This window comes from Streptococcus timonensis (genome assembly GCF_047460355.1).
Classification (GTDB): domain Bacteria; phylum Bacillota; class Bacilli; order Lactobacillales; family Streptococcaceae; genus Streptococcus; species Streptococcus timonensis_A.
On record NZ_JASHGL010000003.1, the window covers coordinates 23,163 to 50,039 of the forward strand.

The 26,877-nt window shown below is 39.9% G+C and carries 26 protein-coding genes; 20 read left to right on the plus strand and 6 right to left on the minus strand.

Going from position 1 to position 26,877, the window contains the following annotated elements; translation table 11 throughout:
* Nucleotides 1-33: 33 nt before the first annotated feature.
* From QM941_RS05310 to QM941_RS05320, 3 genes are read left to right on the plus strand one after another with little or no spacing between them, the layout of a single operon-like run.
* The gene (locus QM941_RS05310) at nt 34-1,407 is read left to right on the plus strand and encodes a M20 family metallopeptidase (RefSeq protein WP_414339503.1); all 1,374 of its coding nucleotides are present in this window, start codon (nt 34-36) and stop codon (nt 1,405-1,407) included.
* Nucleotides 1,400-2,461 carry a methionine ABC transporter ATP-binding protein gene (locus QM941_RS05315; RefSeq protein ID WP_414339505.1) on the plus strand — a complete coding sequence of 354 codons (1,062 nt, stop codon included), beginning with the start codon at nt 1,400-1,402 and terminating at the stop codon, nt 2,459-2,461. The genes QM941_RS05310 and QM941_RS05315 overlap by 8 nt, the downstream gene beginning before the upstream one ends.
* Nucleotide 2,462: 1 nt before the next feature.
* Entirely contained in the window at nt 2,463-3,155 is a 693-nt protein-coding gene (locus tag QM941_RS05320; RefSeq protein WP_000137510.1) for a methionine ABC transporter permease, read from the plus strand.
* A 20-nt stretch (nt 3,156-3,175) separates the two neighbouring features.
* Here the strand turns inward: QM941_RS05320 and QM941_RS05325 are convergent, their stop codons facing one another.
* Nucleotides 3,176-3,748 carry an MptD family putative ECF transporter S component gene (locus tag QM941_RS05325; protein ID WP_414339507.1) on the minus strand — a complete coding sequence of 191 codons (573 nt, stop codon included), beginning with the start codon at nt 3,746-3,748 and terminating at the stop codon, nt 3,176-3,178.
* A gap of 131 nt (nt 3,749-3,879) precedes the next feature.
* Between QM941_RS05325 and QM941_RS05330 the strand changes: the two genes are divergently transcribed.
* The 17 genes from QM941_RS05330 (at nt 3,880) to QM941_RS05410 (ending at nt 21,186) form a co-directional block, all read left to right on the plus strand.
* On the plus strand, nt 3,880-4,731 hold the full coding sequence (locus QM941_RS05330) for an Rgg/GadR/MutR family transcriptional regulator (protein ID WP_414339509.1): 852 nt from the start codon (nt 3,880-3,882) through the stop codon (nt 4,729-4,731).
* A 188-nt stretch (nt 4,732-4,919) separates the two neighbouring features.
* Nucleotides 4,920-6,167 carry a transporter gene (locus QM941_RS05335; RefSeq protein ID WP_414339511.1) on the plus strand — a complete coding sequence of 416 codons (1,248 nt, stop codon included), beginning with the start codon at nt 4,920-4,922 and terminating at the stop codon, nt 6,165-6,167.
* An 80-nt stretch (nt 6,168-6,247) separates the two neighbouring features.
* The gene (gene hisS / locus QM941_RS05340; RefSeq protein ID WP_414339512.1) at nt 6,248-7,528 is read left to right on the plus strand and encodes a histidine--tRNA ligase; all 1,281 of its coding nucleotides are present in this window, start codon (nt 6,248-6,250) and stop codon (nt 7,526-7,528) included.
* Between the two features lie 317 nt (nt 7,529-7,845).
* Complete coding sequence (locus QM941_RS05345; protein ID WP_414339514.1) at nt 7,846-9,933, plus strand: collagen binding domain-containing protein; 2,088 nt, start codon at nt 7,846-7,848, stop codon at nt 9,931-9,933.
* 74 nt (nt 9,934-10,007) lie between these two features.
* A complete protein-coding gene (gene pgfS / locus QM941_RS05350; RefSeq protein WP_414339516.1) occupies nt 10,008-10,967 on the plus strand; it encodes a glycosyltransferase PgfS in 960 nt (319 codons plus the stop codon).
* 22 nt (nt 10,968-10,989) lie between these two features.
* A complete protein-coding gene (pgfM1, locus tag QM941_RS05355) occupies nt 10,990-13,923 on the plus strand; it encodes a glycosyltransferase PgfM1 (RefSeq protein ID WP_414339519.1) in 2,934 nt (977 codons plus the stop codon).
* A 113-nt stretch (nt 13,924-14,036) separates the two neighbouring features.
* On the plus strand, nt 14,037-14,453 hold the full coding sequence (locus QM941_RS05360; RefSeq protein ID WP_414339521.1) for a hypothetical protein: 417 nt from the start codon (nt 14,037-14,039) through the stop codon (nt 14,451-14,453).
* A gap of 9 nt (nt 14,454-14,462) precedes the next feature.
* Nucleotides 14,463-14,669 (plus strand): helix-turn-helix transcriptional regulator, encoded by a 207-nt coding sequence (locus QM941_RS05365; RefSeq protein WP_049508780.1) that lies wholly within the window; start codon nt 14,463-14,465, stop codon nt 14,667-14,669.
* On the plus strand, nt 14,669-14,872 hold the full coding sequence (locus QM941_RS05370) for a hypothetical protein (protein ID WP_414339523.1): 204 nt from the start codon (nt 14,669-14,671) through the stop codon (nt 14,870-14,872). Before QM941_RS05365 ends, QM941_RS05370 begins: the two co-directional genes overlap by 1 nt.
* Complete coding sequence (locus QM941_RS05375; protein WP_414339525.1) at nt 14,869-15,219, plus strand: PspC domain-containing protein; 351 nt, start codon at nt 14,869-14,871, stop codon at nt 15,217-15,219. The genes QM941_RS05370 and QM941_RS05375 overlap by 4 nt, the downstream gene beginning before the upstream one ends.
* A gap of 13 nt (nt 15,220-15,232) precedes the next feature.
* On the plus strand, nt 15,233-15,955 hold the full coding sequence (locus tag QM941_RS05380; RefSeq protein ID WP_414339527.1) for a DUF3169 family protein: 723 nt from the start codon (nt 15,233-15,235) through the stop codon (nt 15,953-15,955).
* A 10-nt stretch (nt 15,956-15,965) separates the two neighbouring features.
* Complete coding sequence (locus tag QM941_RS05385) at nt 15,966-16,790, plus strand: ABC transporter ATP-binding protein (protein WP_414339529.1); 825 nt, start codon at nt 15,966-15,968, stop codon at nt 16,788-16,790.
* A complete protein-coding gene (locus QM941_RS05390) occupies nt 16,783-17,481 on the plus strand; it encodes an ABC transporter permease (RefSeq protein ID WP_414339531.1) in 699 nt (232 codons plus the stop codon). The genes QM941_RS05385 and QM941_RS05390 overlap by 8 nt, the downstream gene beginning before the upstream one ends.
* Nucleotides 17,482-17,490: 9 nt before the next feature.
* Nucleotides 17,491-18,132: a lysostaphin resistance A-like protein gene (locus QM941_RS05395; RefSeq protein ID WP_414339533.1), complete on the plus strand. Its 642-nt coding sequence runs from the start codon at nt 17,491-17,493 to the stop codon at nt 18,130-18,132.
* 18 nt (nt 18,133-18,150) lie between these two features.
* Nucleotides 18,151-18,366, plus strand: coding sequence for a hypothetical protein (locus tag QM941_RS05400; RefSeq protein ID WP_070678314.1), 216 nt, complete (start codon nt 18,151-18,153; stop codon nt 18,364-18,366).
* Between the two features lie 137 nt (nt 18,367-18,503).
* Nucleotides 18,504-20,267, plus strand: a complete 1,764-nt coding sequence (gene aspS, locus QM941_RS05405) for an aspartate--tRNA ligase (RefSeq protein ID WP_414339535.1) — start codon at nt 18,504-18,506, stop codon at nt 20,265-20,267.
* Nucleotides 20,245-21,186: a YitT family protein gene (locus QM941_RS05410; protein ID WP_414339537.1), complete on the plus strand. Its 942-nt coding sequence runs from the start codon at nt 20,245-20,247 to the stop codon at nt 21,184-21,186. The genes aspS and QM941_RS05410 overlap by 23 nt, the downstream gene beginning before the upstream one ends.
* Before the next feature lie 60 nt (nt 21,187-21,246).
* Here QM941_RS05410 and QM941_RS05415 read toward each other — a convergent pair whose 3' ends face one another.
* The 5 genes from QM941_RS05415 to QM941_RS05435 all read right to left on the minus strand — a co-directional run bounded on the left by QM941_RS05415 (nt 21,247) and on the right by QM941_RS05435 (nt 26,776).
* The gene (locus tag QM941_RS05415; RefSeq protein WP_414339539.1) at nt 21,247-22,233 is read right to left on the minus strand and encodes a LacI family DNA-binding transcriptional regulator; all 987 of its coding nucleotides are present in this window, start codon (nt 22,231-22,233) and stop codon (nt 21,247-21,249) included.
* Between the two features lie 9 nt (nt 22,234-22,242).
* Nucleotides 22,243-23,043: a DUF1189 domain-containing protein gene (locus QM941_RS05420; protein WP_414339540.1), complete on the minus strand. Its 801-nt coding sequence runs from the start codon at nt 23,041-23,043 to the stop codon at nt 22,243-22,245.
* Nucleotides 23,044-23,247: 204 nt separating this feature from the next.
* The gene (locus QM941_RS05425; RefSeq protein ID WP_281137566.1) at nt 23,248-24,090 is read right to left on the minus strand and encodes a sugar ABC transporter permease; all 843 of its coding nucleotides are present in this window, start codon (nt 24,088-24,090) and stop codon (nt 23,248-23,250) included.
* Nucleotide 24,091: 1 nt separating this feature from the next.
* Nucleotides 24,092-25,381 carry an ABC transporter permease subunit gene (locus QM941_RS05430; RefSeq protein WP_414339542.1) on the minus strand — a complete coding sequence of 430 codons (1,290 nt, stop codon included), beginning with the start codon at nt 25,379-25,381 and terminating at the stop codon, nt 24,092-24,094.
* A 123-nt stretch (nt 25,382-25,504) separates the two neighbouring features.
* A complete protein-coding gene (locus QM941_RS05435; RefSeq protein WP_414339543.1) occupies nt 25,505-26,776 on the minus strand; it encodes an extracellular solute-binding protein in 1,272 nt (423 codons plus the stop codon).
* Nucleotides 26,777-26,877 lie beyond the last annotated feature (101 nt).

Here is a 26,877-nt window from a genome sequence, read left to right on the forward strand (position 1 = left end):
TAAATAAGTCCCTCATAGAAAGGTAGTGAGAAAATGGTTTTTTATAGTGAAAAAGAACAAATTGAAAAATTTGAGCAGGATTCTGTTACCCAGTATTATTTCGAAATCTTGCGTACCTTAATTTCTAAAAAATCTGTTTTTGCCCAGCAAATTGGTTTAAAAGAAGTTGCTCGCTATCTGGGTGAGATTTTCAAGGATGCGGGAGCCCAAGTCGAGATTGATGAGACGTATACAGCTCCTTTTGTCATGGCGCATTTCAAGAGTTCACGACCAAATGCTAAGACTATCATTTTCTACAACCACTATGACACAGTACCAGCAGATGGTGATCAAGTTTGGACCGAGGATCCTTTTACACTCTCTGTGCGTGATGGCATTATGTATGGGCGCGGGGTTGATGATGACAAGGGGCATATCACTGCTCGCTTGAGCGCTCTGAGAAAATACATGCAAGATCATGACGATCTCCCTGTTAACATCAGCTTTATCATGGAAGGAGCTGAAGAGTCTGCCTCTATGGACTTGGACAAATATCTAGAAAAACATGCGGACAAACTCCGAGGCGCAGATTTATTAGTCTGGGAACAAGGAACAAAGAATGCCTTAGAGCAGCTAGAAATCTCTGGTGGAAACAAGGGAATTGTGACCTTTGATGCCAAGGTTAAGAGTGCAGACGTGGATATCCATTCTAGCTATGGTGGAGTCATCGAATCAGCTCCATGGTATCTCATTCAAGCTTTGACAAGTCTTCGCGCTGCCGACGGCCGTATCTTGGTAGAAGGTTTGTACGATGATGTGCAGGAACCGAACGAACGTGAGTTAGCCTTGGTTGAAACCTACGCCCAACGAAACCCAGAGGAGATCAATCATATATATGGTTTAGAATTGCCTTTATTACAAGAGGAACGCACAGCCTTTCTAAAACGTTTCTTTTTTGAGCCAGCGCTCAATATCGAAGGGATTCAGTCAGGCTATCAAGGTCAAGGAGTTAAAACGATTCTACCAGCAGAAGCTAGCGCTAAGCTAGAAGTCCGCTTGGTTCCTGGCTTAGATCCACATGATGTTTTAGAGAAAATTCGGAAGCAACTAGACAAAAATGGCTTTGATAAGGTAGAATTGTACTATACTTTGGGTGAGATGAGCTATCGAAGTGACATGAGTGCGCCGGCCATTCTCAATGTCATTGAGCTGGCCAAGAAATTCTATCCACAGGGCGTATCTGTCTTGCCGACAACAGCTGGTACAGGTCCCATGCATACGGTATTTGATGCCTTAGAAGTACCTATGGTTGCCTTTGGTCTAGGAAATGCCAATAGCCGAGACCACGGTGGAGATGAAAATGTGCGAATCGCCGATTATTACACCCATATTGAATTAGTAGAGGAGCTGATTAGAAGTTATGAGTAGAGACATTATCAAATTAGACCAGATTGATGTGACTTTCCACCAAAAGAAAAGAACCATCACAGCGGTCAAGGATGTGACCATTCACATCCAAGAAGGGGATATCTACGGAATCGTTGGATATTCTGGAGCAGGAAAATCCACTCTAGTCCGGGTGATTAACCTTTTGCAAAAACCATCTGCAGGCAAAATTACCATTGACGACGATGTGATTTTTGATGGCAAGGTGACCTTGACGGCAGAGCAGTTGCGTCGTAAACGTCAAGATATCGGAATGATTTTCCAGCATTTTAACCTCATGAGTCAAAAAACAGCAGAGGAGAATGTAGCCTTTGCCCTTAAACACTCTGGACTCAGCAAGGAAGAAAAGAAAGCCAAAGTAGCTAAGTTGTTAGACTTGGTTGGCTTGGCGGATCGTGCCGAAAACTACCCTTCACAGCTTTCTGGAGGCCAAAAACAACGTGTGGCTATTGCGCGTGCCTTGGCAAATGATCCAAAAATCTTGATTTCAGATGAGTCAACCTCTGCTCTTGACCCTAAGACAACCAAGCAAATTCTAGCCTTGTTGCAAGATTTGAACCAAAAATTAGGCTTGACTGTTGTCCTGATTACACACGAAATGCAGATTGTCAAAGATATTGCTAACCGTGTGGCAGTTATGCAGGATGGCCGTTTGATTGAAGAAGGCAGTGTCCTTGAAATCTTCTCGGACCCTAAACAACCTTTGACTCAAGACTTTATCTCAACTGCCACTGGTATTGACGAAGCCATGGTCAAGATTGAGAAGCAAGAAATTGTGGAGCATTTGTCTGAGAATAGCCTCTTGGTGCAACTCAAGTATGCAGGAGCCTCTACAGATGAGCCGCTTTTGAATGAATTGTACAAGCACTACCAAGTAACAGCAAATATTCTCTATGGAAACATCGAAATTTTGGATGGTACTCCTGTTGGTGAGCTTGTGGTTGTCTTGTCAGGGGAAAAAGAAGCGCTAGCAGGCGCCCAAGAAGCTATTCGTCAAGCAGGTGTGCAACTAAAAGTATTGAAGGGAGGACAGTAGAATGACAGAGTTGATTCAAACTTACTTACCAAATGTCTATAAGATGGGCTGGTCTGGTCAGGCAGGCTGGGGAACAGCCATTTACCTAACTCTTTATATGACAGTTCTTTCCTTCATCATCGGAGGGTTCTTGGGTCTCGTGGCAGGTCTTTTCCTTGTCTTAACGGCTCCGGGTGGTGTCCTGGAAAATAAAGTTGTTTTCTGGATTTTAGACAAGATTACCTCAATTTTCCGTGCAGTTCCATTTATCATCCTTTTGGCTATCTTGTCACCACTTTCTCACTTGATTGTGAAGACAAGTATTGGGCCAAATGCAGCGCTTGTACCTCTTTCTTTTGCAGTCTTTGCCTTCTTTGCCCGTCAGGTGCAGGTTGTCTTAGCTGAGCTAGATGGTGGTGTCATTGAGGCGGCTCAAGCGAGCGGAGCGACATTCTGGGACATCGTAGGCGTTTACCTATCAGAAGGTCTTCCAGACTTGATTCGTGTGACGACTGTAACCTTGATTTCACTAGTCGGTGAAACAGCCATGGCGGGAGCGGTCGGAGCAGGTGGTATTGGTAACGTAGCTATCGCCTATGGATTTAACCGTTACAATCATGATGTGACTATTCTTGCGACTATCATCATTATTTTGATTATCTTTACAATCCAGTTCTTGGGAGATTTCTTGACCAAGAAATTAAGTCATAAATAAAAGAGCCTTATGGCTCTTTTTTATGATGTTTTATGTGCTAATTTTTTGCTCAATGCTTGTCCAATCAGGGCACCAAGTAAAGCGCCGATGAGAATACTTGTGATAAAGAGGAGGATATTAGCAGGATTCGGTGCAACCATAATGCGATCGATATAGTCCTGAGATTTTCCACGAGCGATTAGAGTTGCGATATAGGCTTGAGGGGTCAACCACATGAGTAGGATGGGACCAGTAGTACCAAAAGCAAAAACTAGGAAGGAAAGAAGGTTCTTGACCTTATCCTTGTAATGTCCTAGGTGAGCGATGCCATCTGCTGCAAGACCGCAGATAATACCTGGCAGAAAGGCTCCAGCACCATGCTTGCTCCCGAGGAAAAATAGAGAAATCACAAGTCCAATCATAGTAATCGCTCCAAAACGAGGCACCTTTGCTAAAAGGATCATATAGACGCTACCACCTACAAGAGCAGAAAAGGCAGGAGCGTAAAACATATTTCCAGTGTGGTCGACAAGATTCCCTAGTAGAACCCCCACTCCGATACAGAGAAAGTAGACAAGAGTAGCTACAAGGGTTGTCAAGATATTCTTTTTCATAAGTTCTCCTTCGTATATCTGATGTTATTCATTGTATCATGCCTGTGGCAGATTGTAAATGCTGGCTTGGAACTAGTATTTATTAGGAAATGTGGTAAAATAAGAAAAAATAAAAGACGAGTGGTAAGAGGATGAAGAATTTAGGAAAAGTTTTTAAAGAGTTAAGGGAGTCCAGAAAAATCTCCTTGAGAAAAGCAACAGGTGGACGCTTTTCAGCATCCTTATTGTCGCGTTTTGAAAATGGTCAAAGTGAAATATCTGCTCCAAAGTTAATCACAGCTTTGGAGAATATTCATGCGAGTATGGAAGAATTGTTATTTTTGGCGAGAGGTTTTCATCAGGATGCCTATTCTGAATTTAGAAACAGGATGTTTGAGGCTATAGACCCACAAGATTTAACATCTTTGCATACTCTCTACCAGAGAGAGTATCAACAACTTCCTTTTTCAAAGGATAAACAGCAACACATTCTCAATGCTATTTTGATAAAATCCTATATGAAAGCTATTGATGAGACGGTTACATTGACCTCTGAGGAAGAAAGAGTCCTACATGATTATCTATTTTCTGTTGAAATTTGGGGGCTCTATGAACTTTCGTTCTTTTCTTCCTGCTCTCCTCTTTTATCGGTCCAGCTTTTGACAAAGTATACTCGGGAAATGTTGCGGAAGTCAGATTTCTTGCAAGGAGTGGGGAAAAATCGGAATATGATGCACACCTTGCTTCTCAATGGTTTTATGGCCTGTATTGAAGTTGATGATTTTACCAATGCCCTCTATTTCAAAAAACAAATTGAAAAGAACTTCTTTGAAGAAAATGAAACCTATTTTCGAATAGTCTACCTATGGGCAGAAGGTTTGCTTGATAGTAAGCAAGGAAGAGCGGAGGCAGGACAGAGAAAAATGGAGGACGCTGTCCGTATTTTTGAAATGATTGGTTGTAGCAAATCTGCAGATTATTATAGAAGTGTCATAGAGTGTTGAATATCTGCAACTAGGTAAATTAAATTGAAACGATAGGACTGTGAAGATACTTATTAGTAGTAGAAAATTCTAGTGTTTTCGTTATTCGTTTAATCTGTTGCATATATTCAAAAAAGTATTCTCGAGGGATTCTTGATGCTATACTAGAACTACCAAAAAAGCAGAATGTGAGAAAGAAAGGAATCTATATGAAACTATTACTAAGAAATCAAGCTTACAGAGTTTTGAGTTTATCACGATTTTTCAATGCTTTTGGTGCTTCTATTTTTAACTTGGTATTTGTGGTCTACGCTTCAACTTTACCGCAAGCATCGTTTGCTGTTGCTATGGCAAATGTTGTGATGATGCTTCCAACTCTTTTTACAGTTTTTGTGGGAATTCGGGCAGATTATACCAAGGACAAGGTCAAATGGATGACCTATGTTGGTTTATTTCAGGCGGTTTTATTTTTTCTAGCAGCCCTAGTTGTTCAGCAAGCTAGTTTCTTTGCCTTTTCGACCCTTTGCCTCATCAATGTTCTTAGTGATGTAGCCAGTGATTTTGCTGGTGGCTTGCGAATGCCTCTCGTTAAAGAAAAGGTCGCAGAGTCAGATCTGATGGAGGCCTATTCCTTTTCGCAGTTTATTACCTACATCTCTGCGATTGGCGGGCAAGCTTTTGGAGTTTGGCTATTAGGGGTGTCAACACAGAACTTTTCGCTCGTAGCGGGAATCAATGCCATATTTTTCCTAGTTTCAGCTCTCATTCTCTTTTTAGGAAGGGCTGAATTAAGCTTATCAACTCCACTTGTTGATAGTAAATCACTGAAAAATGAGAAACTTTCTATCAAAGATCAATTTTTAACGATTTACCGAAACTTACGTCTCGTTTTTCTTAAAAGTGGACAGAAAAACTTTGGTTTTATGCTCTTTGCTATCTTGATTATCAATGCTTTGGGTGGTGCCTTAGGTGGTATCTATAACATCTTCCTTTTAAATCATTCCTTACTGAATTTTTCCTACAAGGATGCATTGTTTATCTTACAATTGATTACCTTATTAGCGGTTATCATCAGTAGCCTTACGGGCAATGATTATTTTGGGAAGCAATCTCTGCCTAGATTGATGATGTGGGTTACATTAGGAGCCAGTCTAGTTGGTCTATCTAATTTGTTAAACCAAGTCTTGCTCGGGATGCTTTTCGTCTTTTTTACCATGTATGTTTCTGGGAAAATTTCTCCAAAAATTAGTGCTCTGCTCATGAAAAATCTTGCTCCAGAGGTTCTCTCTCGTACCAGTAATTTTTTAGGTTTGTTGTTTACTCTATCTATACCAGTGGGGACGGCCTGTTTTTCACTGGTGGCAGTATGGGATATACAGTTAACATGGGCTCTGTTTGTTGGACTTTCCTTGCTTGCGATTCTCCTAGCTAGTCTTAATCTCAAAAATGAAATTTAGGTGTTAGTCTTATTTTCACACTGTCCCAATCCCTTCATTTATGGTAAAATAGGACTATTAAGTTATAAAGAGGATTCCCTATGAAATTACAAAAACCAAAAGGAACGCAGGATATTTTACCTGCTGAGTCTGCCAAGTGGCAGTACGTTGAAGGCTTTGCGCGTGAAATCTTCAAACGCTACAACTACGCAGAAGTACGTACCCCAATTTTTGAGCACTACGAAGTCATCAGTCGTTCCGTTGGAGACACAACTGATATCGTAACCAAGGAAATGTACGATTTTTACGACAAGGGAGACCGTCATATTACCCTCCGTCCAGAAGGAACTGCTCCAGTTGTTCGTTCTTATGTGGAAAACAAACTCTTCGCACCAGAAGTGCAAAAGCCAAGTAAGTTCTACTACATGGGTCCAATGTTCCGCTATGAGCGTCCACAAGCAGGGCGTTTGCGCCAATTCCACCAGATTGGTGTGGAGTGCTTTGGCTCTAGCAATCCAGCTACCGATGTAGAAACGATCGCTATGGCAGCCCACTTCTTGAAAGCAATTGGCATTCAAGGTGTCAAATTGCACCTCAACACTCTTGGAAATCCTGAGAGCCGTGCGGCTTACCGTCAAGCCTTGATTGGCTACTTAACACCGCTCAAGGAGACCTTGTCTAAGGATAGCCAACGTCGCTTGGAGGAAAATCCTCTTCGTGTCTTGGACTCTAAGGAGAAAGAAGACAAGGTGGCAGTGGAGAATGCACCGTCTATCTTGGATTACCTGGATGAAGAAAGCCAAGCCCACTTTGATGCTGTTCGCCAGATGTTGGAAAATCTCGGAGTAGACTATATCATCGATACCAATATGGTGCGTGGTCTGGACTACTACAACCACACCATCTTTGAGTTTATCACAGAGATTGAAGGCAATGATTTGACAGTTTGTGCAGGTGGTCGCTACGATGGCTTGGTTGCTTACTTCGGTGGTCCTGAAACTGCTGGATTTGGTTTTGGACTTGGTGTAGAACGTCTTCTTCTAGTCCTTGAAAAACAAGGCGTGGCACTTCCTATTGAAAATGCTCTAGACGTCTACATTGCTGTTCTTGGTGAAAGAGCTAATCTGAAAGCCTTGGAGTTGGTACAAGCTCTTCGTCAACAAGGCTTCAAAGCAGAGCGTGATTACCTCAACCGTAAACTCAAAGCTCAGTTCAAATCAGCCGATGTTTTTGGAGCTAAGACTCTTATCACTCTGGGAGAGAGCGAAGTTGAAAGTGGACAAGTCAAGGTTAAGAACAACCAAACTCGAGAAGAACTAGAAGTTTCACTTGATGCTATCTGTCAAAATTTCTCTGAAGTATTTGAAAAATTAGGATTTTAAATACTAAACAAAAAGCCAGGTCACGTCCTGGTTTTTTGACTTTTAATGATTTTTTAGCTAGGCGCTTAAGCAAAATAAAGTAGATGTGAAGATAAATCAAAGAAGTAAGTGAGTCTCTTAAAGTGGGCCGATTGTACGTTTATCAAGAGTAATGATTCATCTGTCATAATAAAAGTCAACAGTTAATGGTTAATATATTCGATAAAGGAATGACTACTCTATCAAAAACCGAATGCTTTGATTATAATAGCATCAAATTCTTGAAAAATATCCTCTAAAATGCTATTATATAACTGATAAAATTTAAGGAGATAACAATGCGTAATCTAAAAAAGAACTATATGCGTGTGTTAGCTTTTGCTAGTATGCTTGTATTATCTTTGACAATACTTACAACAGTATTTGCCACTGATATTACAAATTATACGAACAAGACGGCAATTACAGTAGATGGGAAGCCGTTGACAGCTGACACCGAAGTTGTTACTGGAAAGACGATGGAAGCTACAAACACAATCTCTTTCCCAGATTCTCAACAAATTAACGAAGGTGACACTCTTGTTCTTGATCTTCCTAAGGAATTAGGTTTAGTAACTAAGCTAGAATTCCCAATTCTGCATAGTGACGGTCAGGTAGTTGCTAATGCTGTTACTGATCCAAGTACACAAAAAGTAACTATTACATTTACAGACTACTTTTCTAAGAATTATCAAGACAAAGTTATGGCTTTAAAGTACTCTGTGCGTCCTAATACAACTACACTAACACAGCCTGGTAAATATACATTTACGTTTGGAACTGAACAATACACTCTCAATTACAAAACTGATACGGGTGAGATAGGTGACTATGAAATGAAATATGGTTACCAAGATCCTGAAAATCCTAAACGAATCAAATGGCGTATTATATTAAATGCTGTTCAAGATAAGCTAGATAACATGGTTATCAAAGATGACTTTAGCGATAACGGACAAGTTCTTGTAGAAGGTTCTCTTCGTGCCGTTCGTTATGCAACTCAACCAAAGAAAATTCCTAATGAAGCTGCGCTTCTTAAATTGGAACCAATTGATAACTTTACTAAAAAAGCTGAATTCACACGAAATGCTGAAGGAAAAATCACAGGCTTTACCATTAACTTCGGTGATAACTGGAATTGGGCTATGTATATTGAGTATACAACGGAATTGGCTTCAGAACTTCCTGCGGGAACTAATGTTAGCAATTTATTAGATTGGTCAGCAACAAACTTCGCTAATCCTCGCTCAATCACTGCTTTGACAAGATTGGAAAGTGGTTCAGGTACTGCTAGTGGTGATAAGACTACAACTACAACCACAACCACCACAACTACAACTACGTCAACTACAACGACCGCTTCAACGACTTCAACAACGACAACGACTCCAGAGTCAACAACTTCAACAACCACAACGAAGGCACCAACTACGACTTCGACAACTACAACGAAGGAGCCGACTACGACTTCGACAACCACAACGAAGGCACCAACTACGACTTCGACAACCACAACGAAGGCACCAACTACGACTTCAACAACCACAACGAAGGAGCCAACTACGACTTCGACAACCACAACGAAGGAGCCGACTACGACTTCGACAACTACAACGAAGGAGCCGACTACGACTTCGACAACCACAACGAAGGCACCAACTACGACTTCGACAACCACAACGAAGGAACCGACTACGACTTCGACAACCACAACGAAGGAGCCGACTACGACTTCGACAACTACAACGAAGGCACCAACGACAACTTCGACAACCACAACGAAGGAGCCAACGACAACTTCGACAACCACAACGAAGGAGCCAACGACGACTTCGACAACCACAACGAAGGAGCCAACGACAACTTCGACAACCACAACGAAGGAGTCGACTACAACTTCGACAACCACAACGAAGGAACCAACGACAACTTCGACAACCACAACGAAGGAGCCAACGACAACTTCGACAACCACAACGAAGGAGTCGACTACAACTTCGACAACCACAACGAAGGAGCCAACACATCCAGCAGGACCGGTTACTCCGTCAGTAGAAGACCCTACACATGGTGATAGCACAACCACAACGAAGGAGCCAACGACCACTTCGGCTACAACGAAGGAGTCAGGAACACACACTGAACATCCTACGAATCAAGCAGGACCACAAGTAATTCCATCATCAGAGACTTCTACAAAGGAAACAAGTAATTCAACAACAGAAAATACTAATCAACCTACAACTCAGAAAGGATTAAAAAATACGGAAAAGGGACGTAAACTTCTCCCTCAAACTGGTGAAACAGTTGGAGCAGGTTTAGTCATTGCGGGTATCGTAATCCTATCTGGTACAGTTGTATTGAAACGTAAACATTCTAATAAATAATAGATGAGTATCTTTAGAGAGGAGAGAGCGTGGCTCTCTCCTTTTTGAAAAAGTAAATATAATGGAGCATTTAGATGAAACTTTCAATTCTTATCACACTTTTAAATGAAGAATTAGTTCTAGCCCAAACACATAAAGCTATTTCGGAACAACTCAATAGTATGCTCTCTTCAGAACAGCTATCTGAGTATGAAATTCTTTATATCGATGACGGGAGTAGCGATAAGACTCTGGAGCTAATTGATAGCATTGCAAGCGAAAATCCAAACGTGAAGTATATCAGCTTTAGTAGAAATTTTGGACGTGAGAGTGGTATTCTCGCTGGCTTTAAATATGCAACAGGGGATGCTGTTATGGTAATGGATGGAGATTTGCAACATCCACCCTACCTGATTCCCTTATTTGTGGAAGCTTACAAAGAGGGGTACGATATTGTTAGCGGCCAAAGGAGTAGAGAAGGTGAATCTGCAGTAGGTAGTTTCTTTGCTCGTTGTTTTTACGCATTTTCAAATCATTCAATGGATGTTAAGCTTACCGACGGGAAATCCGAGTTACGTTTATTAAGTAAAAGAGCTGTCGATGTATTTATTTCTCTGCCAGAGTATAATCGATTTAATAAGGGACTATATGAATGGATTGGTTTTAAAGAGAAGGTCATTCCTTATAAGAATGAAGTTCGTAAGGCAGGAAAAAGCAAGTTTGGCTTTAAAAAGTCTTTGAACTATGCAGTGCAAGGTCTCATTTCTTTTAATGATCGTCCACTTAGGATTTGTATCCAGTTTGGTTTTATTAGTATGGCACTGTCCTTACTCTATATTGTTTATGAGTTTTGTAAATTCATCCTTTCTTCGGATTATACGAGTGGTTATTTCACTACAATAGCAGCGATCATTTTGTTTAGTAGTGTTCAACTTATCTTTATTGGTGTCCTTGGAGAATATATTGGGAAAATTTACTATGAAGTGAAGCAACGTCCTCATTTTATTATTGATAAAACCAATATTGCTAGAGCTGAAGAAGATAAGATTGGTTAAAATTACATGGGAGAAATCAATAATGCACAATTGGTTAATGTACTGGCAAGAATTTAGAAAAAAACATTCTAAAGCACTACTATATATGATGAGTGCTTTGTTACCGATGATGACCATGTTAATTGTTTGGTTTTTCATGGGTAGCTATCCATTTGGGAATAAAAGTTTAATGGCGGTTGATTTTGGTCAACAGTACATTAGTTTTTTTGGTTTATTAAAGAATGCCGTTTTCTCAGGTGATTTAAGTAGCCTAAGCTATTCCTTTACCAAGTCTCTAGGTGGAGACATGATAGGAGTTTTGGGCTATTACTTAATGAGTCCTTTCAATATTTTTTATATTATCCTACCTTTCCAACACTATGGGCTAGCGGTTTTTCTCACTATTTGGCTCAGATATGGAGCAATTGGTTTTTCCTTTGCTCATCTCTTAGTTAAACGCTACAAAGGAGCAGAATCAAAAATCTGGATGGTACCCTTATTTGCGACAGCCTACGCGCTTTCAGGAATGTTGGTATCCTACCAAATGAACGTCATTTTTTATGACGCTATGATTATGCTTCCTCTGGTTATTATCTATCTTGAAAAATTGTTAGATGGAGAAGCACCTTATCCATATGCCTTTGTACTAGGTTTAACAGTTCTTCTACAATTCTATATGGGCTATATGATTTCAATTTTTGTCGTGTTGTATGCCTGTTATTATGTGTCTCCTCGTCTCTCAATTGAAGGCGATTGGAAACAAAAATTAAAGACCTTTATTCACCCATTGTTTAAGGCCTTCATCTACTCTGTGCTCGGAGTGGCAACAGCTTCAATCTTGCTAGTTCCTGTATTTTTCAACTTGCTTGAAAGTAAGGGACAAGTAGGAGATGCAATGCGATTTTCTTTTGCCTTTCAGATTAATCCTTTAGATATATTGTCGAAATTAACTATCGGAGGATTTGACACAACATCAGGCTGGTCAGCTGGTCCTAATTTACCGAACATTTATATCGGAGCACTCGGCTTTATCGGTTTTATCTTATTCTTCTCATCAACTAAAATCTTGAAGGAAAGAAGATGGTCAGCTGGAATCGTTACCCTCATCTTCCTAATTTCTTTTGTTAACGAATTTGTTAGTAAGATTTGGCATATGGGGCAAAATCCTGCAGGCTTCTTCTTCCGCTTTTCATGGCTTTTCTCTTTCTTTATGCTAATTTTAGCTTATCAGGTTCTGAAAGAGAAGATAGAGACTTCCCGCCAGGGGAAACTGATTTCAATTGCGCTTCTAGTACTTTCAGCAATCTATCTTTATACCAAGAAATTTACCTACCTTCCGAAAAAACAACCGGAAAATTTGACCCAGTTTATTTCCAGCAACTATGTCATCTTTTTACTTCTTCTTGTGATTGGAACAGGTGCAGGATTCTACCTTTATTGGGATAGATCCTCCAAAACTCTAAAAGAGAAAAAAATACGCTTGCTGATTGCAACAGTAGTTATTTGTACTTTAGTTGTATTATTGCAAATAGGCTATCTTTTCTCTCAAGTAGTCCTAACCCTAACCGTCTATCTAGCCATTCTTGCTTTATTACGTCCGAGAATGACTCGATTAGCAGTTGTTTTGCTATCAACGCTAACGATATTTGAACTAGGATACAATGCCTACTTATCACAGGTGACCTTGGGTTATGCAGATGTAGATAAATTTGTAGATGCAACGGTATCTGTAAAACGAGTGACTGATAGCATTCAAGAAAATGCCGATCAACCTTTTTATCGAATAGCAACCACTTTTGCATATTCACGGACCGTTCCATCACTTGTGGGTTACCCAGGCTTAAGTACCTTCAGTTCGAGCTTGGAGCGCACGACTATGGACCAATTCGCTTATATGGGTGATTTGGGGATCAATGCTGCGACTGAATACGAAAATGGGACTCCTCTAACAGATGCCTTGTATGGTATTCGTTATTACATGGATGTTAAGGATATCGATCAAAAGGAGAAAGACGCTCATCCTGATAAAATGTATTTTACTCGCTTTGCTAGTCGTTACGATATGAATCGTTATTTCACTGAAAAAGTTTATGAAGATGAACGCTATATTGTCTATAAAAATCCTAATTCATTCCCACTAGCATTTGCAACAAATGATTTAACGAGAAATATCAACTTTGGTACCAATAATGCTGTGAAGAATCAAGATATCATACTCAACTCTATGGAAGGTGTCCAAAAGAATCAAGAGAATTATTTAGAGTACTTTAAACCACTTGCCTTTGGAGAAGTTGAGACAGAAAATCTAGTAGCGGAAGATGTAAATAAAGAAAAGGGTACGGCGGTCTATAAACGTGAAGATTCCAGTAAGGAAGCAATTGTCCGCTATCGAATTACTCCTCAAACAGATTTGACTTATTACTTCTTTGTGCCAGCCTCTCTAAATTCGGAAAAAGAATATTCAGTATTGTTAAACGGGAAATGGTTCACTCATTCTAAGAGAAACACGCAACGTCAACTTTGGCAATTTGCAGATAATGCGGCAGGAAAAGAAAGTATCTTAGAATTTCGCTTTAAAACAGATAAGGTAGATCTTTCCCAAGCAGGAGTTTATCGTGCAGATGTTAATCAAATTCAAAAGGTATTGGAGAATCGAAAAGCTCAAGGTTTACAAGTTGAGAAGTTTTCGAATACTCATATCGTTGGATCTGTAGATATTACAGATGATAGCAAATTCATGATGACTTCGATTCCGTATAGCGAAAGTTGGAAAGTAAAAGTGGACGGAAAGGATGTTCCAACTTCAAAAGCATGGAATAGTTTCTTATCTTTCCCAATTACTTCTGGACAACATAAAGTTGAATTTGTCTTCTCACAAAAGGGCAGATTTATTGGTACGGTAATAACAATTATTAGTGTCATTATTCTTTATTTCACACGACTTAAATATAAAGAACAAGAAGAATCTCTTGATTAATAAAAGCCCCTTAGTAGCTAGTGGTAGAAGCTGGTTTCTAGGGGGATTTTTACTTATGGTGTTCTGCAAGTTTTTCGGTCAGGATAGCATTCCTGACCTTTTTCTTTTACAAAATGACAAAAATCTTAAACTTTTTGACAAATATGCTTGTCAAAAATAAAAAGATGTGTTACAATGAAATCAAGTTAAGAAATAAAAAAATAGGAGGGAGCCACATGTGGGTATGGATTTTTTTTCCTTTTCTCGTCTTGATTTATAGTAGTCAATCTAAAAAAATCAAGCGGTTAGAGAAGAGGTTAAAGGTAATCGAAAGAAAAGAGAAAGGAAATATCGATATGTCAAGATTATTGCAAGAATTAATTGGGAAAAGCCCAACAATCGTTGGACAAGTGTTTGGAACAAATTTATGGGAAGTTGTGGATGTTGATGAGGAATGGGTCAAACTACGTCATGTTGATAAAAAGGGGAAAGAAAAATTCAAGTTGCAACGTATTGAGGATATCCAAACTGTTGAATTTGACGGAGAGTAGGTGTGTGACATGCAACTAAAAAATCGTCTAAAAGAGCTTCGGGCTCGCGATGGCCTGAATCAAACCGAGCTGGCCAAACTAGCTGGCGTGTCCAGGCAAACCATCAGTTTGCTAGAACGGGATGAGTACACCCCATCCATCGTCATTGCCCTGAAGATTGCTCAGATATTCCATGAGCCGGTCGAGTCGGTCTTTCGCTTAGAGGAGGATGAGTGATGAACAAGTATAAAGTGATTTATTATCTATCTATAGTTGTGTTTATCGTAAATCTTTTGGCTATGATTGGAAGCCTATTTGGTTGGTTTACGTTCGTAGAAGGCAAGTACCTCTTCTGGAATAATATAGTGCTACTATTAGTCTTTAGATGGGTAGGGAAAAAGATAAAGTTTAAAGAGATCGTAAAAGGAGAAGAATTATGAAAGAATTTTTAGCAGGTTTTCAAGTAGATACTGAGCACAAAGAACTTGCAGGTGTTTGTGCGGGTATAGGAAATTATTTTAACATCCAGACCAACGTCGTTCGTTTGATGACAGTCTTCTTGTTTCTTTCTTCGACGGAGTTCGGTATTATAACAGTAGCTCTCTATGCTTATCTAGCAGGCTGGCTTGGCAATGAGTCATTAGGAGATGGAGCGAAAAAAGCAAGAAATCAAGCTATTCTCTTGTTTGCTGTTTGTTTGATTTTAGTATCACTTGGAACAGAAGGCTTGACCGTTATTTTTGAATCAGGAAAAGCTTTTGGTCAATGGTTGGCTGGATTAGTTTAGAGGGAGGATGAATATGAAAAAGAAACGAATTTTATACTTCTTAGTGATGGTTGTTTTCGGCTATTTTACTGGTATGCTTGCGGGCCGTGCTTGGGCATTGGGTACAAGTTTTAATTTGAATACTCTAGTTCCTTGGATTTCAGCATCTTGTTTATTGATAGCTTTGATTAGCATTTTTTTAACTATCTATTTCTTAAAAAAGAGTCGGAAATTCCATGCTTTATATCAAATGGAAATAGATGACGATGTGAATGAAACTTATTATGTGCAAATGTATCGAAATCTTGAGTTCGGTACGCTTGCGTTTAACATTGCTTCAGTTATGACTATATTAGCTTTATTTATCTCTATGAATGAAGTGATAATACTCCATACAAGTTCTATCGTTCTAGGACTTTCTTTCCCAGCTCTTATTTTAGTTGCAGTACTTCAAAAATATCTTTTCAAGACGATTTCGATTGTTCGTCAGTTTGATTTGGCATTTTTCTCTATTCCAAAGGATGTGTTAGATTATATAAATTCTTACGACGAAGGAGAACGACAAGCTAATTTGGAACAGAGTTTTCGGGTTTTATTCCAATTAAACCAATATGTTTTACCAGGTTTGTATATTTTGATTGATATCGTTTCTGTACTCACAGGAGAAATTCAGTTATTAGCCCTATTAGCCGTAGCTGTTGTCCATGTTTATATCAATATAATGCAGATACCGATGATAAAACGTTATTTCAAATAAAGGAGTTTCTATGATTCGTGTTGAAAATGTAAGCAAAAGTTTTGGGAGCAAAAAAGCTCTTAATCAGATTTCTTTTGAGATTAAGGAGGGTGAAATCTTTGGTTTTCTTGGCCCTTCTGGCTCAGGTAAAACAACCATGATCAACGTCTTGACAGGCCAGTTAACTGCAGATCAAGGTAAAACAATTTTGTTAGGCAAGAACTCTCAAGATTTAACCTCAAATGATTTGGAACAAATTGGTATAGTTAGTGATGGCAGTGGTTTTTATGAAAAGATGAGTCTTTACAAAAATCTTCTCATTTACGCTAAGTTATATGGCCTCAAGTCAGATAGAGTAAATCAGGTGCTCAAACAGGTTGGTTTGGCAGATGCTAAAGATGTTATCGCAGAAAAACTTTCTACAGGAATGAAACAAAGAATGTTCTTGGCCCGTGCCCTTCTTAATGCTCCTAAGATTCTTTTTCTAGATGAGCCAACCAGTGGGCTAGACCCTACAACATCTAAGATGATTCATACCCTACTTCAAGAATTAAAGCAAGCTGGGACAACTATCTTTCTGACCACGCATGATATGAATGAAGCAACTTTACTTTGTGATCGCTTATCTCTTTTAAATAAGGGAAATTTAATAGAGTATGGAAGTCCACAAGAGATTATTCAAAAATACCATGTGGATAAGAAAGTACGTGTAGCTTATAAAGATGGAAGAGAACAGATAGTTCCATTTGAAGAATTACCACATTTAGACACGACAGATTTGATGGTGGTTCACTCTTGTGAGCCAACTCTAGAAGAAATCTTTATCAGATTGACAGGAGAAAAGTTAGATGTTTAGAAAATTAAATGCCCTACTATGGTTAAGATTACAAGTCCTTATTAGCAATTCAAGTTTGTTAGCAACTTTATTGATGCCTTTTGGTATTGCTGTTTTATTAAATGAATTTTCAAATAAGAATGGACAACTGAGCCTATTTTTACTATCTGCTAGCTTGACGATGGTCTTGAGCATGGGAAGTGGTTATATGGTATCGATTATGATGGCAGAAGATAAGGAAAAACGAAATCTCAAATCACTCATTCTAAGTGGTGTGACAGCAACAGAATATACTTTCAGTATGCTTGTTCTCCCTATTCTGATAATGTTAGTTGCTATGATTGTACTTCCCACCTATCTTAAAGTAGATGTATCAAGTTACTTATTTGCCTATGTTATCTATTTGCTCCTAGCAACTATTAGTATTATTTTTCTCAACCTTCTAATCGGTGCGGTGTCAGATACTCAATCTAAAGCGCAAGTTTATAGTATCTTCCCTATGTTAATCGTCTCTTTTTTACCTACGATTGCTCTTCAAAATGATACGGTTCAAAAACTGTTGGACTATTCGTTTATCGGTCCTTTGGTAGGTTTATTAAAAGAAGGTGGAGGAGAGTTGTCTCTGGGAAACCTTTGCCTTTTACTGGCATGGATCCTTGTTCTAGGTCTAGCAAGTCTCTTTGTATTGAAAAATAGTTATAAAGGAAAATAGGAGAATCTTATGAAAACACTTAAAAATATCGGCTGGTATAGCCTTGCCTTCTTATCATTTCTTATGGTCTATAGTTTTATTCAGGGCGTAGGCTTAGAAGCCATGAAAATGGGTGCGCCTGAATATGTTGCTGTCCCAATTTATGTCTTATTAGCAGGAATTTTCACCTTCGTTACCTACAAGTGGTATAAGACAGGAACCGTTACGATTGAAAAAACAGCCCTTAACAAATACATCTGGCTGCCAGCCTTGGTATGGGCCCTTGCCATTGTTGCTCAATTCTTTTTGCCAAATGATCCATCAGTCAGTCAAAAGATGGTAGAAGAATTGACTCATAATCAACCTCTTTTCTCTTTCTTTATGGTGGTTATCTTTGCACCCCTAACAGAAGAATTGACCTTTAGAGGTATGTTAGCTCGCTATGTATTCCCTCAACAAGATAATGTCAAGCAAACAGCTCTCTTTCTTCTTGTAAGCACTGTACTTTTTGCACTTGTCCATTTCCCTACTACTCCTCAACAATTCCTAGTCTATAGTGCCCTTGGTTTAAGCATGGGATTGGCTTATATCAGCAAGGGTGGTCTGGCTTATAGCATGGGATTGCATGCCTTAAATAATTTAATTTCATTTGTCATGATAATGATGCTATAATAGACTCAGGAGGAAATTATGAAGCGAGTACTATTATTAGCAGTCATTCAGGCTGTATTTCTCTTCTTTGTCATCGGCCTACTTGTCTATTTCATTAAGGGGGATTTCTTTTATAACAATCTAGCGGTTATCTTTGCTCCTATCGCAGGAGTGATACGATTTGCGACGGCTTATGTGACAGAAATTGTCCTTCCTAAGAAGACAGAAGAGATTGCTGAAAAGCGTAAAAAATAAAGAAAACCCAAATCCAGCGAATGACTTTGCTGGATTTTTTCATTTATAAGAGGATTCTCTCAACTTTTCTGCTGATTTTCATGAAGAGCCTGCGCTTTTATGGTAAAATAGTAACAGAATACAAGAGGAGAGAAAACATGAAACGTAGTATGTATGCTGGTCGTGTTCGTGAGGAGCACATCGGACAAGAAATTACCTTGAAAGGATGGGTTGCCCGTCGTCGTGACTTGGGTGGATTGATCTTTATCGACCTTCGTGACCGTGAAGGGATTATGCAGTTGGTTATCAATCCTGAGAAAGTTTCTGCGGAAGTTATGGCAACGGCTGAAAGCCTTCGAAGTGAATACGTCATCGAGGTGACTGGACAAGTTGCAGTACGTGAGCAGGCCAATGATAAACTGGCGACTGGAGCGGTCGAACTGAATGTAACGGCTCTTACTGTGCTTAATACAGCCAAAACAACACCATTTGAAATTAAGGATGGCATTGAGGCTAACGATGATACGCGTCTACGTTACCGTTACCTTGACCTTCGTCGTCCAGAGATGTTGGAAAACCTTAAGCTTCGTGCCAAGGTGACACATTCGATCCGCAACTACTTGGATGAGTTGGAATTTATCGATGTGGAAACGCCATTCCTTTCTAAGTCAACACCAGAAGGAGCGCGTGACTATTTGGTGCCATCTCGTGTCAATAAAGGGCATTTTTACGCACTTCCTCAAAGCCCGCAGATTACAAAACAGTTGTTGATGAATGCTGGATTTGACCGTTACTACCAAATCGTCAAATGTTTCCGCGATGAAGACTTGCGTGGTGACCGTCAGCCCGAGTTCACTCAGGTCGACTTGGAAACTTCATTCCTTACTGAGCAAGAAATCCAAGATATCACAGAAGGCTTGATTGCGCGCGTGATGAAGGAAACAAAAGGGATTGAAGTAACGTTGCCATTCCCTCGTATGAAGTACGATGATGCTATGGCCCTTTATGGTTCTGACAAGCCTGATACTCGTTTTGAGATGTTGCTTCAGGACTTGACAGATCTTGTCAAAGGTGTGGACTTTAAAGTCTTCTCAGAAGCACCTGCCGTTAAAGCCATTGTGGTCAAAGGTGCAGCAGACAACTACTCTCGTAAAGACATCGACAAGATGACAGAAGTAGCCAAGCAGTATGGTGCTAAAGGCCTTGCTTGGATCAAGGTTGTTGATGGAGAATTGAACGGACCAGTTGCTAAATTCTTGACAAGCATTCAAGGCGATTTAACAAGTGCGCTTGGTCTTGAAGATAAAGACTTGGTTCTCTTTGTGGCTGATACGCTTGAAGTAGCCAATGCAACACTTGGGGCCCTTCGTGGACGTATTGCCAAAGAGCTTGGCTTGATTGATAACGACAAATTTAACTTCCTATGGGTAGTTGACTGGCCAATGTTTGAATGGTCTGAAGAAGAAGGCCGTTATATGAGCGCCCACCATCCATTTACGCTTCCTCAAGCAGATACTGCGCATGAGCTTGAAGGTGATTTGGCTAAGGTTCGTGCTATTGCCTACGACATCGTCTTGAACGGTTATGAGCTTGGCGGTGGTAGCCTTCGTATCAACCAAAAAGAACTCCAAGAACGCATGTTCAAGGCCCTTGGATTCTCAACAGAAGAAGCAAATGACCAGTTTGGATTCCTTTTGGAAGCCATGGACTATGGATTCCCACCACACGGTGGCTTGGCTATCGGACTTGACCGCCTTGTAATGCTCTTAGCAGGCGAAGAAAATATCCGCGAAGTCATTGCCTTTCCTAAGAACAACAAGGCGACTGATCCAATGACGCAAGCACCATCAACAGTAGCTCTTAAACAACTAGAAGAACTCAATCTACAAGTAGAACAAGATGAAACAAACGAAACAAACTAAGAAGTGGCACTATTATTTGCGTCGCTTTGCTCATCGCGTAAAAATCTTAGGTATCTTACAAGGTATCTCTCGAGAAAAGTACGATGAAAAAATCTCAGCTTCTCTGATATATGGTTTTTTATCAGCTGTAGCCGTCAATTTCTTCTTCCAACCAGGACATGTCTACTCTAGTGGTGCGACTGGTTTGGCGCAAATCATTTCAACACTAAGCAATTACTGGTTTGGCTTTCATTTGCCAATCTCTGTAGCTTTCTATTGTATCAATATTCCCTTAATGATTTTGGCTTGGCGTCAAATTGGCCGGAAGTTTACCATTTTTACCTTTATTACGGTATCTATGAGTTCATTTTTCATTCAGTTTGTGCCAGTAGTAACTCTAACGGAGGATCCCATTATCAATGCTCTATTTGGGGGCGTAGTGATGGGACTTGGGATTGGTTTTGCTCTACGTCACAATATTTCCAGTGGTGGAACGGATATTGTCAGTCTCACTATTCGTAAGAAAACAGGAAAAAATGTTGGTAGCATTTCCTTCTTAGTCAATGGAACTATTATGTTGATTGCAGGTTTGACCTTCGGTTGGAAATACGCCCTCTACTCTATGATTACCATTTTCGTATCAAGTCGTGTTACAGATGCCGTCTTCACCAAGCAGAAAAAGATGCAGGCGACGATTGTAACCAGCAATCCCGATGCCGTGATTGAAAAAATCCACAATAAATTGCATCGTGGAGCAACGATTATTCATGATGCAGAAGGAACTTATAACCACGAGCGCAAAGCTGTTTTGATTACAGTCATCACTCGTGCTGAGTTTAATGACTTTAAACTCATCATGAAACAAGTAGATCCCTCAGCCTTTGTGTCCGTATCAGAGAATGTTCATATCCTCGGACGATTTGTAGAAACCGAAAACTAATACTTTCTGTAGCAAATATAAAAAACCAACTCTTGAACACATTGTCAGAGTTGGTTCTTTTTATTTTTCAACGATTTTGTGGGCAATCAACTGGCGGTAACAAATTTGTTTGTTGTTTTTAGCATCATTGATAATCTGGAGAATAGTTTCAAAGGAAACACGACCAAGCTCCAAACTATTGATATCGACATAGGCCGCCAAGTTGAGCTTGGGATTGACTGAGTCGAAGCTGAGGACAGGGACATCCAGTTGGTGTTTTGCGATGTAATCACAGACCCCTGCAGCAAGGAGACTATCAATGGTAATAATAGCGTCAATATTTGGATTGTGTTTGAAGAGAAGTCTACTAAAGCGATAACCATTATCTTCAAGAAATTCAGTAGCAAAGTAAGTCAGATTAGTATCGAGAGGAAGTTGGTGTTGTTTTAGAGCTAGCTCGTAACCTGTCAAGCGGTCCTTGGTAACGAATAGTTTCTTGGTCCCTCCGATAAAGGCAATTCGCTTGCATCCTTTTTTGATGAAATACTCTGTCGCATCAAAACCAGCTTGGACATTGTCATTATCGACAAGTGGAATGAAAGGCGAAAGTGATTTTCCTAGAATGAGGAAAGGAAATTGTTCTTCAACGACTAGATTGACCAAAGGGTCATCTTCTTGAGCGTAGAGGAAGATAAGTCCATCTACACGTTTACCATAAACCATTTGGGAAATGGCATTTAAACGCTCCTTTTCGTCCTTTCCAGTTGCGATTTGGATAGCGTAGTGATTCTCCGAAGCAACTTGAGCAATCCCTCTAAGGACAGAAGGAAAGAAAGGATTTTGATAAAAGGCATCTGAATCGTCTGGAAGAACTAAACCAATGACTTGGGTGTAGCTAGAAACCAAACTTCTGGCATTAAGGTTAGGATGGTAGTTGAGTTCCTTCATAGCCTTGCGAACTCGTTTTTTTGTTTCGTCACTAATGGTTGATTTGTTTTGAATAACACGGGTTACGGTTGATGGTGAAACACCAGCAGCCTTGGCCACATCTTTAATCGTAACAGGCATAATAATCTCCTACTTATGATAGTCTGGGTCACGGAAATGGGTCTTGTAAAATATAATTACCAGGTAAAGTACAAAAAGTATGTTTTGAACTGTGATCAAAGTTGTCATATTTTGACCCAAAAGCCCTAAAATCATAGCAATCAAAGTTGGTAAACCTAAACAGTTCAAAATGAAATGGTAGCACTCTTTATAGGTTTTTAAAGAAAAGAGGCGCGATTTCTTAGTGAAGTAGAGTAATAGACTAGCGCCAAGGGCTACAATAAAGAAATTGAGTCCAAATAGGAAGAAAGAACCTAAGACAAGAAAGAGACTGACGTAGACACGATTTTGCTGATACCAGTCTTTAGAAATAGCCTTTGTTAAGTTTTCCTTGCTTTGGAAACTTTCAGTAGTAATGGCTTGATAATGGATATTTGTCAACTCTTTTCCTTGTTTACTAATCACCAGTTGATCCGCTCGAAAGTTGAGAAGTAATTCTTCCGGATAAGTGGAAGTTTCTGGATCTCCCAATTGGATAGATGGCTGACTCGGATTGCTTCCGGTGTAGGCAAATCTACCATCTACTACCTGAGCATTTGAAGCTAAGTCCATAATGACACTATCTGTAAGTGGAGAGTAAACATCATCGATAAAAGTCTCTAAGGGGTAGGTATCTTGAGAGCTATTTTGAATCGCGATGGGCACCATGGATAAGCTAATCAAGAAGATACTGGTAAAAATCAGTTGAAACCAGTTTAGGCCAAAACGATAAGAGAGGGGCTTACGAAGTCCCCAAATACTGTTAAAATAAGAAAATGGATAGGGTAACATAGATTTCTTTCTAAAGCATTTTTCTATATGAGTATTATATAGAGAAATGTTTTTTATTTCAAGCGGGGATAGTAGAATCCTTGGTAAAAGTGAATATTTGTTATGATTCGTCCACTAACTAACAAGGTAATCTCAGCAAGCTCTTGTTTTTCACCAGACAATCGATGTACAAGGTCAAAAATGAAAAAGGGTGGCGGGGGTATATTACCCCTTGTCGCCACCGCTTGTAAGTCCTGAAACGAAGTTCTTTTGCAAGAAGAAGAAAAGTGTACAGATTGGAAGAGCGATGAGGATAGCACCTGCTGAGAAGTAGGCGATCTTCAAGTTCTTCGCATTGCTGACGAAGGTTTGTAGACCAACGGCAACTGTAAAGTATTCTTTTTCACGAAGCAAGAAACTAGAGAGGATATAGTCTCCGAAAGGTCCCATGAAGGCCCAGAGTGCTTGTACAGCAACCATTGGGCGAACAAGAGGGAGAACGATTTGCCAGAAGCGGCGGAAATGTCCTGCACCATCAAGTTTTGCAGACTCATCAAGAGACATTGGCACGGTGTCAAAGTAACCTTTCATCAACCAAGCATTCATAGGGATACCTCCACCAACGTAGAGGAAGATGAGGAACCAGCTATGGTTAAGGGCATTCAACATGAGGGCCATAACGAAGAAGGCAGTCAAAGCGGCCATTGTTGGCACCATTTGGATAATCAAGAAGAAGACCAAACTTTGTTTACGAGCCAAGAAGTTGTAACGGCTATAGGCATAACCAGCAAGTACGATAATACTTGTCTGAACAACCATAGTGATCAAGGCGATGATCAAAGTGTTGAGGTACCATGTGCCGTACAAGGTTTCTGTAAAGAGCCCTTTGAAGTTATCAAGACTGAAATTGACATTGCTGTCGAGCTTGAAGGCCACAACGTTACCGGCCTTAAAGGCTGACATAATCGTGATTAAAAGAGGATAGATAATAACGATTGAAAGTCCAATTAAGTAAAGATAAGTAAGGGTTTGAGTCAGTCTACGTTTGATTCTGATTGAGTTATTCATCTTAGACGTCCTCCATATCAAATGCGTGTAGTTTCTTGAATGCAATCATAGAAATAGAGATGACAATGATTGAAATAATCAAAGTAACGGCAGCTGCCATAGAGTATTGAGGAGCTGTACCAGTTGTCAAACGGTAGATCCATGAGATCAAGATATCGGTTGAACCAGCTCCACCACCGACACTACCAGGACCACCACCATTGAAGAGGTACATGATAGAGAAGTTGTTGAAGTTGAAGGTGTATTGGCTAATCAAAGTAGGCGCCGCAACAGCCAAAATCATTGGGAAAGTGATGCTACGGAATTTTTGCCAAGCGTTTGCACCGTCGATATAAGCTGCTTCATACAAGTCGTTTGGAATAGACTGTAGGATACCGAGAGTTAGGACATAGATATAAGGGAATCCAAGCCAACCTTGCATCATAATCAAGGCAACCTTAGTCCAAGTAGGGTCTGTTTTCCAAGGAATGAGTGCTCCATCAAGGAATGGAAGGAACTTAGCAAAGATTGGGATAACTTGGGTATTGATAGCACCAACACTATCGTTGAACATGTTTGAGAATGTCAAGATAGTGATAAAGGCTGGAACCGCCCAAGGTAGAAGGAAGATAACACCAAAGATACGTTTACCCTTGATGAATGGTTGGTTAGCGATAATAGCTGTAAAGATCCCGAGTACGATTTGCAAAGTAGATGCAGATAAAGCCCAGATAATAGTCCAAGAAAGGACAGAACCGAAGGCTGAACGGAAGGTACTCAAGCTCCAGATATTTGTAAAGTTAGTCAATCCAACCCAATCCAATAATTTATTTGGTGGTAAGTGTTGGAAATCGTAGTTAGTAAAGGCAATCATCAAGGTTACAATAACCGGGAAGATGATGGCAAATGTCATGGCAACGTAAGATGGAATGATAAGCAAGTAAGGGAACCCATTTTCATAGATACCTTTAATCATATCCTTAAGTGTCAATGGGACAGGGATGCCATTATTGATACGTTTTGCAATAGTGTGAGCGTCTTTAATATTGAGAATATAAAAGGCTAGATAAACAATTACAAAAATAGAGTGGAATGCACCACGAATCAACATGAAGAGAGAGTTGTCACGGCCAGGTTTTTCACCAAGCGTGATTAAGTTGCTCAATTCAGGTGCTGCAAGTACTATAAAATAGAGGACAAAAGCCACTGTTACAGCAAGGAAGATAAAACCTTTAGCTTTTTGTTTGTTGTAGATTTGTCCCAACCCAGGAATCAATGAAAGCAAGGCTGCTTTTTTTGGTTGTTGTTCCATGAGTGCTCCTTTCATAAGATATGAGCATTGAGCTCTATGCTAATCAGCAAAATCGCTGAAAACATTGTCAATATAACTAAAAATCAAGGGAGATGTTTAAATTATCTCCCTTGAATCAATCAATTAGTTACCAAATTTTTGTTGGATTGTTTCTTTGATCAATGTTACAGCATCATTAGCAGCTGTTTTAGCATCTTTCTTACCGCTTACGGCGTCAAAGAGCATTGTTTTAGCTGGGTCCCAAACTGTTGACATTTGAGAGATGTTTGGCATTGGTTGTGCGTTCTTGAACTGCTCGATAACAGCTGTAGTCAACTCATCTTTTTTACCTTCAGCGTAAGCACGAGCTTCAGTGTTAGCTGGGATTTCGTTAGTTGCATCGTAGAATGCTTTTTGTTGGTCAGTTGAAACAAGGAAGTCTACAAATTTTTGAGCGCCTTCAAGGTTCTTAGTGCTTGATGGGATGATCCAAGCTTTACCACCACCAAAGGCTGCGTAGTTTTTGCCGTTTGGAAGAGTTGGGATAGTTGCAACACCGTAGTTTACTTTAGCATCTTTGAATGCTTGAGCTTTCCAAGGACCATCGATGATAGCAGCTGTTTTACCCTCTTGGAATTGAGTTTGGATCAAGTTTCCAGCACCTTCAGTATCTTGCATACCTTTAGGCCATTTTTCGTACCAAGTTTTAGCGTATTCGATTCCTGCGATAGCACCATCGTTAGCAAGACCGATATCTTTAGGATCTTTACCATTTTGACCGAATACATAACCACCGTTACCAGCAAGGAGTCCGTATGCGTAGTAGAAGTTTGTCCAGTCAGCTAGGAAGGCAGTAGTTTTGCCATCTTCACCAGCGAAAGCGTATTTGCTATCTTTAGCAAGGTTTTCTAAGTCAGCAAATGTTTTTGGAGCTTCTTTGAGCAAGTCTTTGTTATAGTACATAACAAGTGACTCGATAACGGCTGGAGCGCCGTAAACTTTACCGTCAGCAGCTGTTACAAGAGATTTAGTAGTATCATCTGTTTTAGCACCGTCGCTTAGTTTAACTTCTGAAAGTTGTCCATCAGTACCAAGGCTACCCACACGGTCGTATGGTGCCATCATAACGTCAGCAGCTTGACCTGATTGGTTGTCAAGTGAAAGTTTGTCAAGTCCGCCAAGTTGGTCACCAGATTTGATGTTAACTTTTGTACCTGATTCTTTTTCATAAGCTGCAGCAACTTTTTCAGCGTAGGCTTTATACTGGTCTTCAACATAGAAAGTGATTTCTTGGCTTCCTGATGCAGAAGAATCAGCAGCTTTATCAGAAGTTTTGCTTCCGCAAGCTACCAAAAGCAAGCTAGCAAGAGTAGCAGTACCAAGTACAGCAGCGCTCTTCATGAATTTAGTTGACATAGTGTATTCCTCCTAAAGAATAACAAGTTTTATAGTCTAGGGAACGCAAACGTTTTCCCTTATGAACTTAGTATAGCACAAATAGAAAACGGTTGCAAGTC

Coding starts and splice junctions, on each gene's coding strand:
- QM941_RS05310 (WP_414339503.1), top strand. CDS start 34: ATGGTTTTTTATAGTGAAAAAGAACAAATTGAAAAATTTGAGCAGGAT.
- QM941_RS05315 (WP_414339505.1), top strand. CDS start 1,400: ATGAGTAGAGACATTATCAAATTAGACCAGATTGATGTGACTTTCCAC.
- QM941_RS05320 (WP_000137510.1), top strand. CDS start 2,463: ATGACAGAGTTGATTCAAACTTACTTACCAAATGTCTATAAGATGGGC.
- QM941_RS05325 (WP_414339507.1), bottom strand. CDS start 3,748: ATGAAAAAGAATATCTTGACAACCCTTGTAGCTACTCTTGTCTACTTT.
- QM941_RS05330 (WP_414339509.1), top strand. CDS start 3,880: ATGAAGAATTTAGGAAAAGTTTTTAAAGAGTTAAGGGAGTCCAGAAAA.
- QM941_RS05335 (WP_414339511.1), top strand. CDS start 4,920: ATGAAACTATTACTAAGAAATCAAGCTTACAGAGTTTTGAGTTTATCA.
- hisS (WP_414339512.1), top strand. CDS start 6,248: ATGAAATTACAAAAACCAAAAGGAACGCAGGATATTTTACCTGCTGAG.
- QM941_RS05345 (WP_414339514.1), top strand. CDS start 7,846: ATGCGTAATCTAAAAAAGAACTATATGCGTGTGTTAGCTTTTGCTAGT.
- pgfS (WP_414339516.1), top strand. CDS start 10,008: ATGAAACTTTCAATTCTTATCACACTTTTAAATGAAGAATTAGTTCTA.
- pgfM1 (WP_414339519.1), top strand. CDS start 10,990: ATGCACAATTGGTTAATGTACTGGCAAGAATTTAGAAAAAAACATTCT.
- QM941_RS05360 (WP_414339521.1), top strand. CDS start 14,037: ATGACAAAAATCTTAAACTTTTTGACAAATATGCTTGTCAAAAATAAA.
- QM941_RS05365 (WP_049508780.1), top strand. CDS start 14,463: ATGCAACTAAAAAATCGTCTAAAAGAGCTTCGGGCTCGCGATGGCCTG.
- QM941_RS05370 (WP_414339523.1), top strand. CDS start 14,669: ATGAACAAGTATAAAGTGATTTATTATCTATCTATAGTTGTGTTTATC.
- QM941_RS05375 (WP_414339525.1), top strand. CDS start 14,869: ATGAAAGAATTTTTAGCAGGTTTTCAAGTAGATACTGAGCACAAAGAA.
- QM941_RS05380 (WP_414339527.1), top strand. CDS start 15,233: ATGAAAAAGAAACGAATTTTATACTTCTTAGTGATGGTTGTTTTCGGC.
- QM941_RS05385 (WP_414339529.1), top strand. CDS start 15,966: ATGATTCGTGTTGAAAATGTAAGCAAAAGTTTTGGGAGCAAAAAAGCT.
- QM941_RS05390 (WP_414339531.1), top strand. CDS start 16,783: ATGTTTAGAAAATTAAATGCCCTACTATGGTTAAGATTACAAGTCCTT.
- QM941_RS05395 (WP_414339533.1), top strand. CDS start 17,491: ATGAAAACACTTAAAAATATCGGCTGGTATAGCCTTGCCTTCTTATCA.
- QM941_RS05400 (WP_070678314.1), top strand. CDS start 18,151: ATGAAGCGAGTACTATTATTAGCAGTCATTCAGGCTGTATTTCTCTTC.
- aspS (WP_414339535.1), top strand. CDS start 18,504: ATGAAACGTAGTATGTATGCTGGTCGTGTTCGTGAGGAGCACATCGGA.
- QM941_RS05410 (WP_414339537.1), top strand. CDS start 20,245: ATGAAACAAACGAAACAAACTAAGAAGTGGCACTATTATTTGCGTCGC.
- QM941_RS05415 (WP_414339539.1), bottom strand. CDS start 22,233: ATGCCTGTTACGATTAAAGATGTGGCCAAGGCTGCTGGTGTTTCACCA.
- QM941_RS05420 (WP_414339540.1), bottom strand. CDS start 23,043: ATGTTACCCTATCCATTTTCTTATTTTAACAGTATTTGGGGACTTCGT.
- QM941_RS05425 (WP_281137566.1), bottom strand. CDS start 24,090: ATGAATAACTCAATCAGAATCAAACGTAGACTGACTCAAACCCTTACT.
- QM941_RS05430 (WP_414339542.1), bottom strand. CDS start 25,381: ATGGAACAACAACCAAAAAAAGCAGCCTTGCTTTCATTGATTCCTGGG.
- QM941_RS05435 (WP_414339543.1), bottom strand. CDS start 26,776: ATGTCAACTAAATTCATGAAGAGCGCTGCTGTACTTGGTACTGCTACT.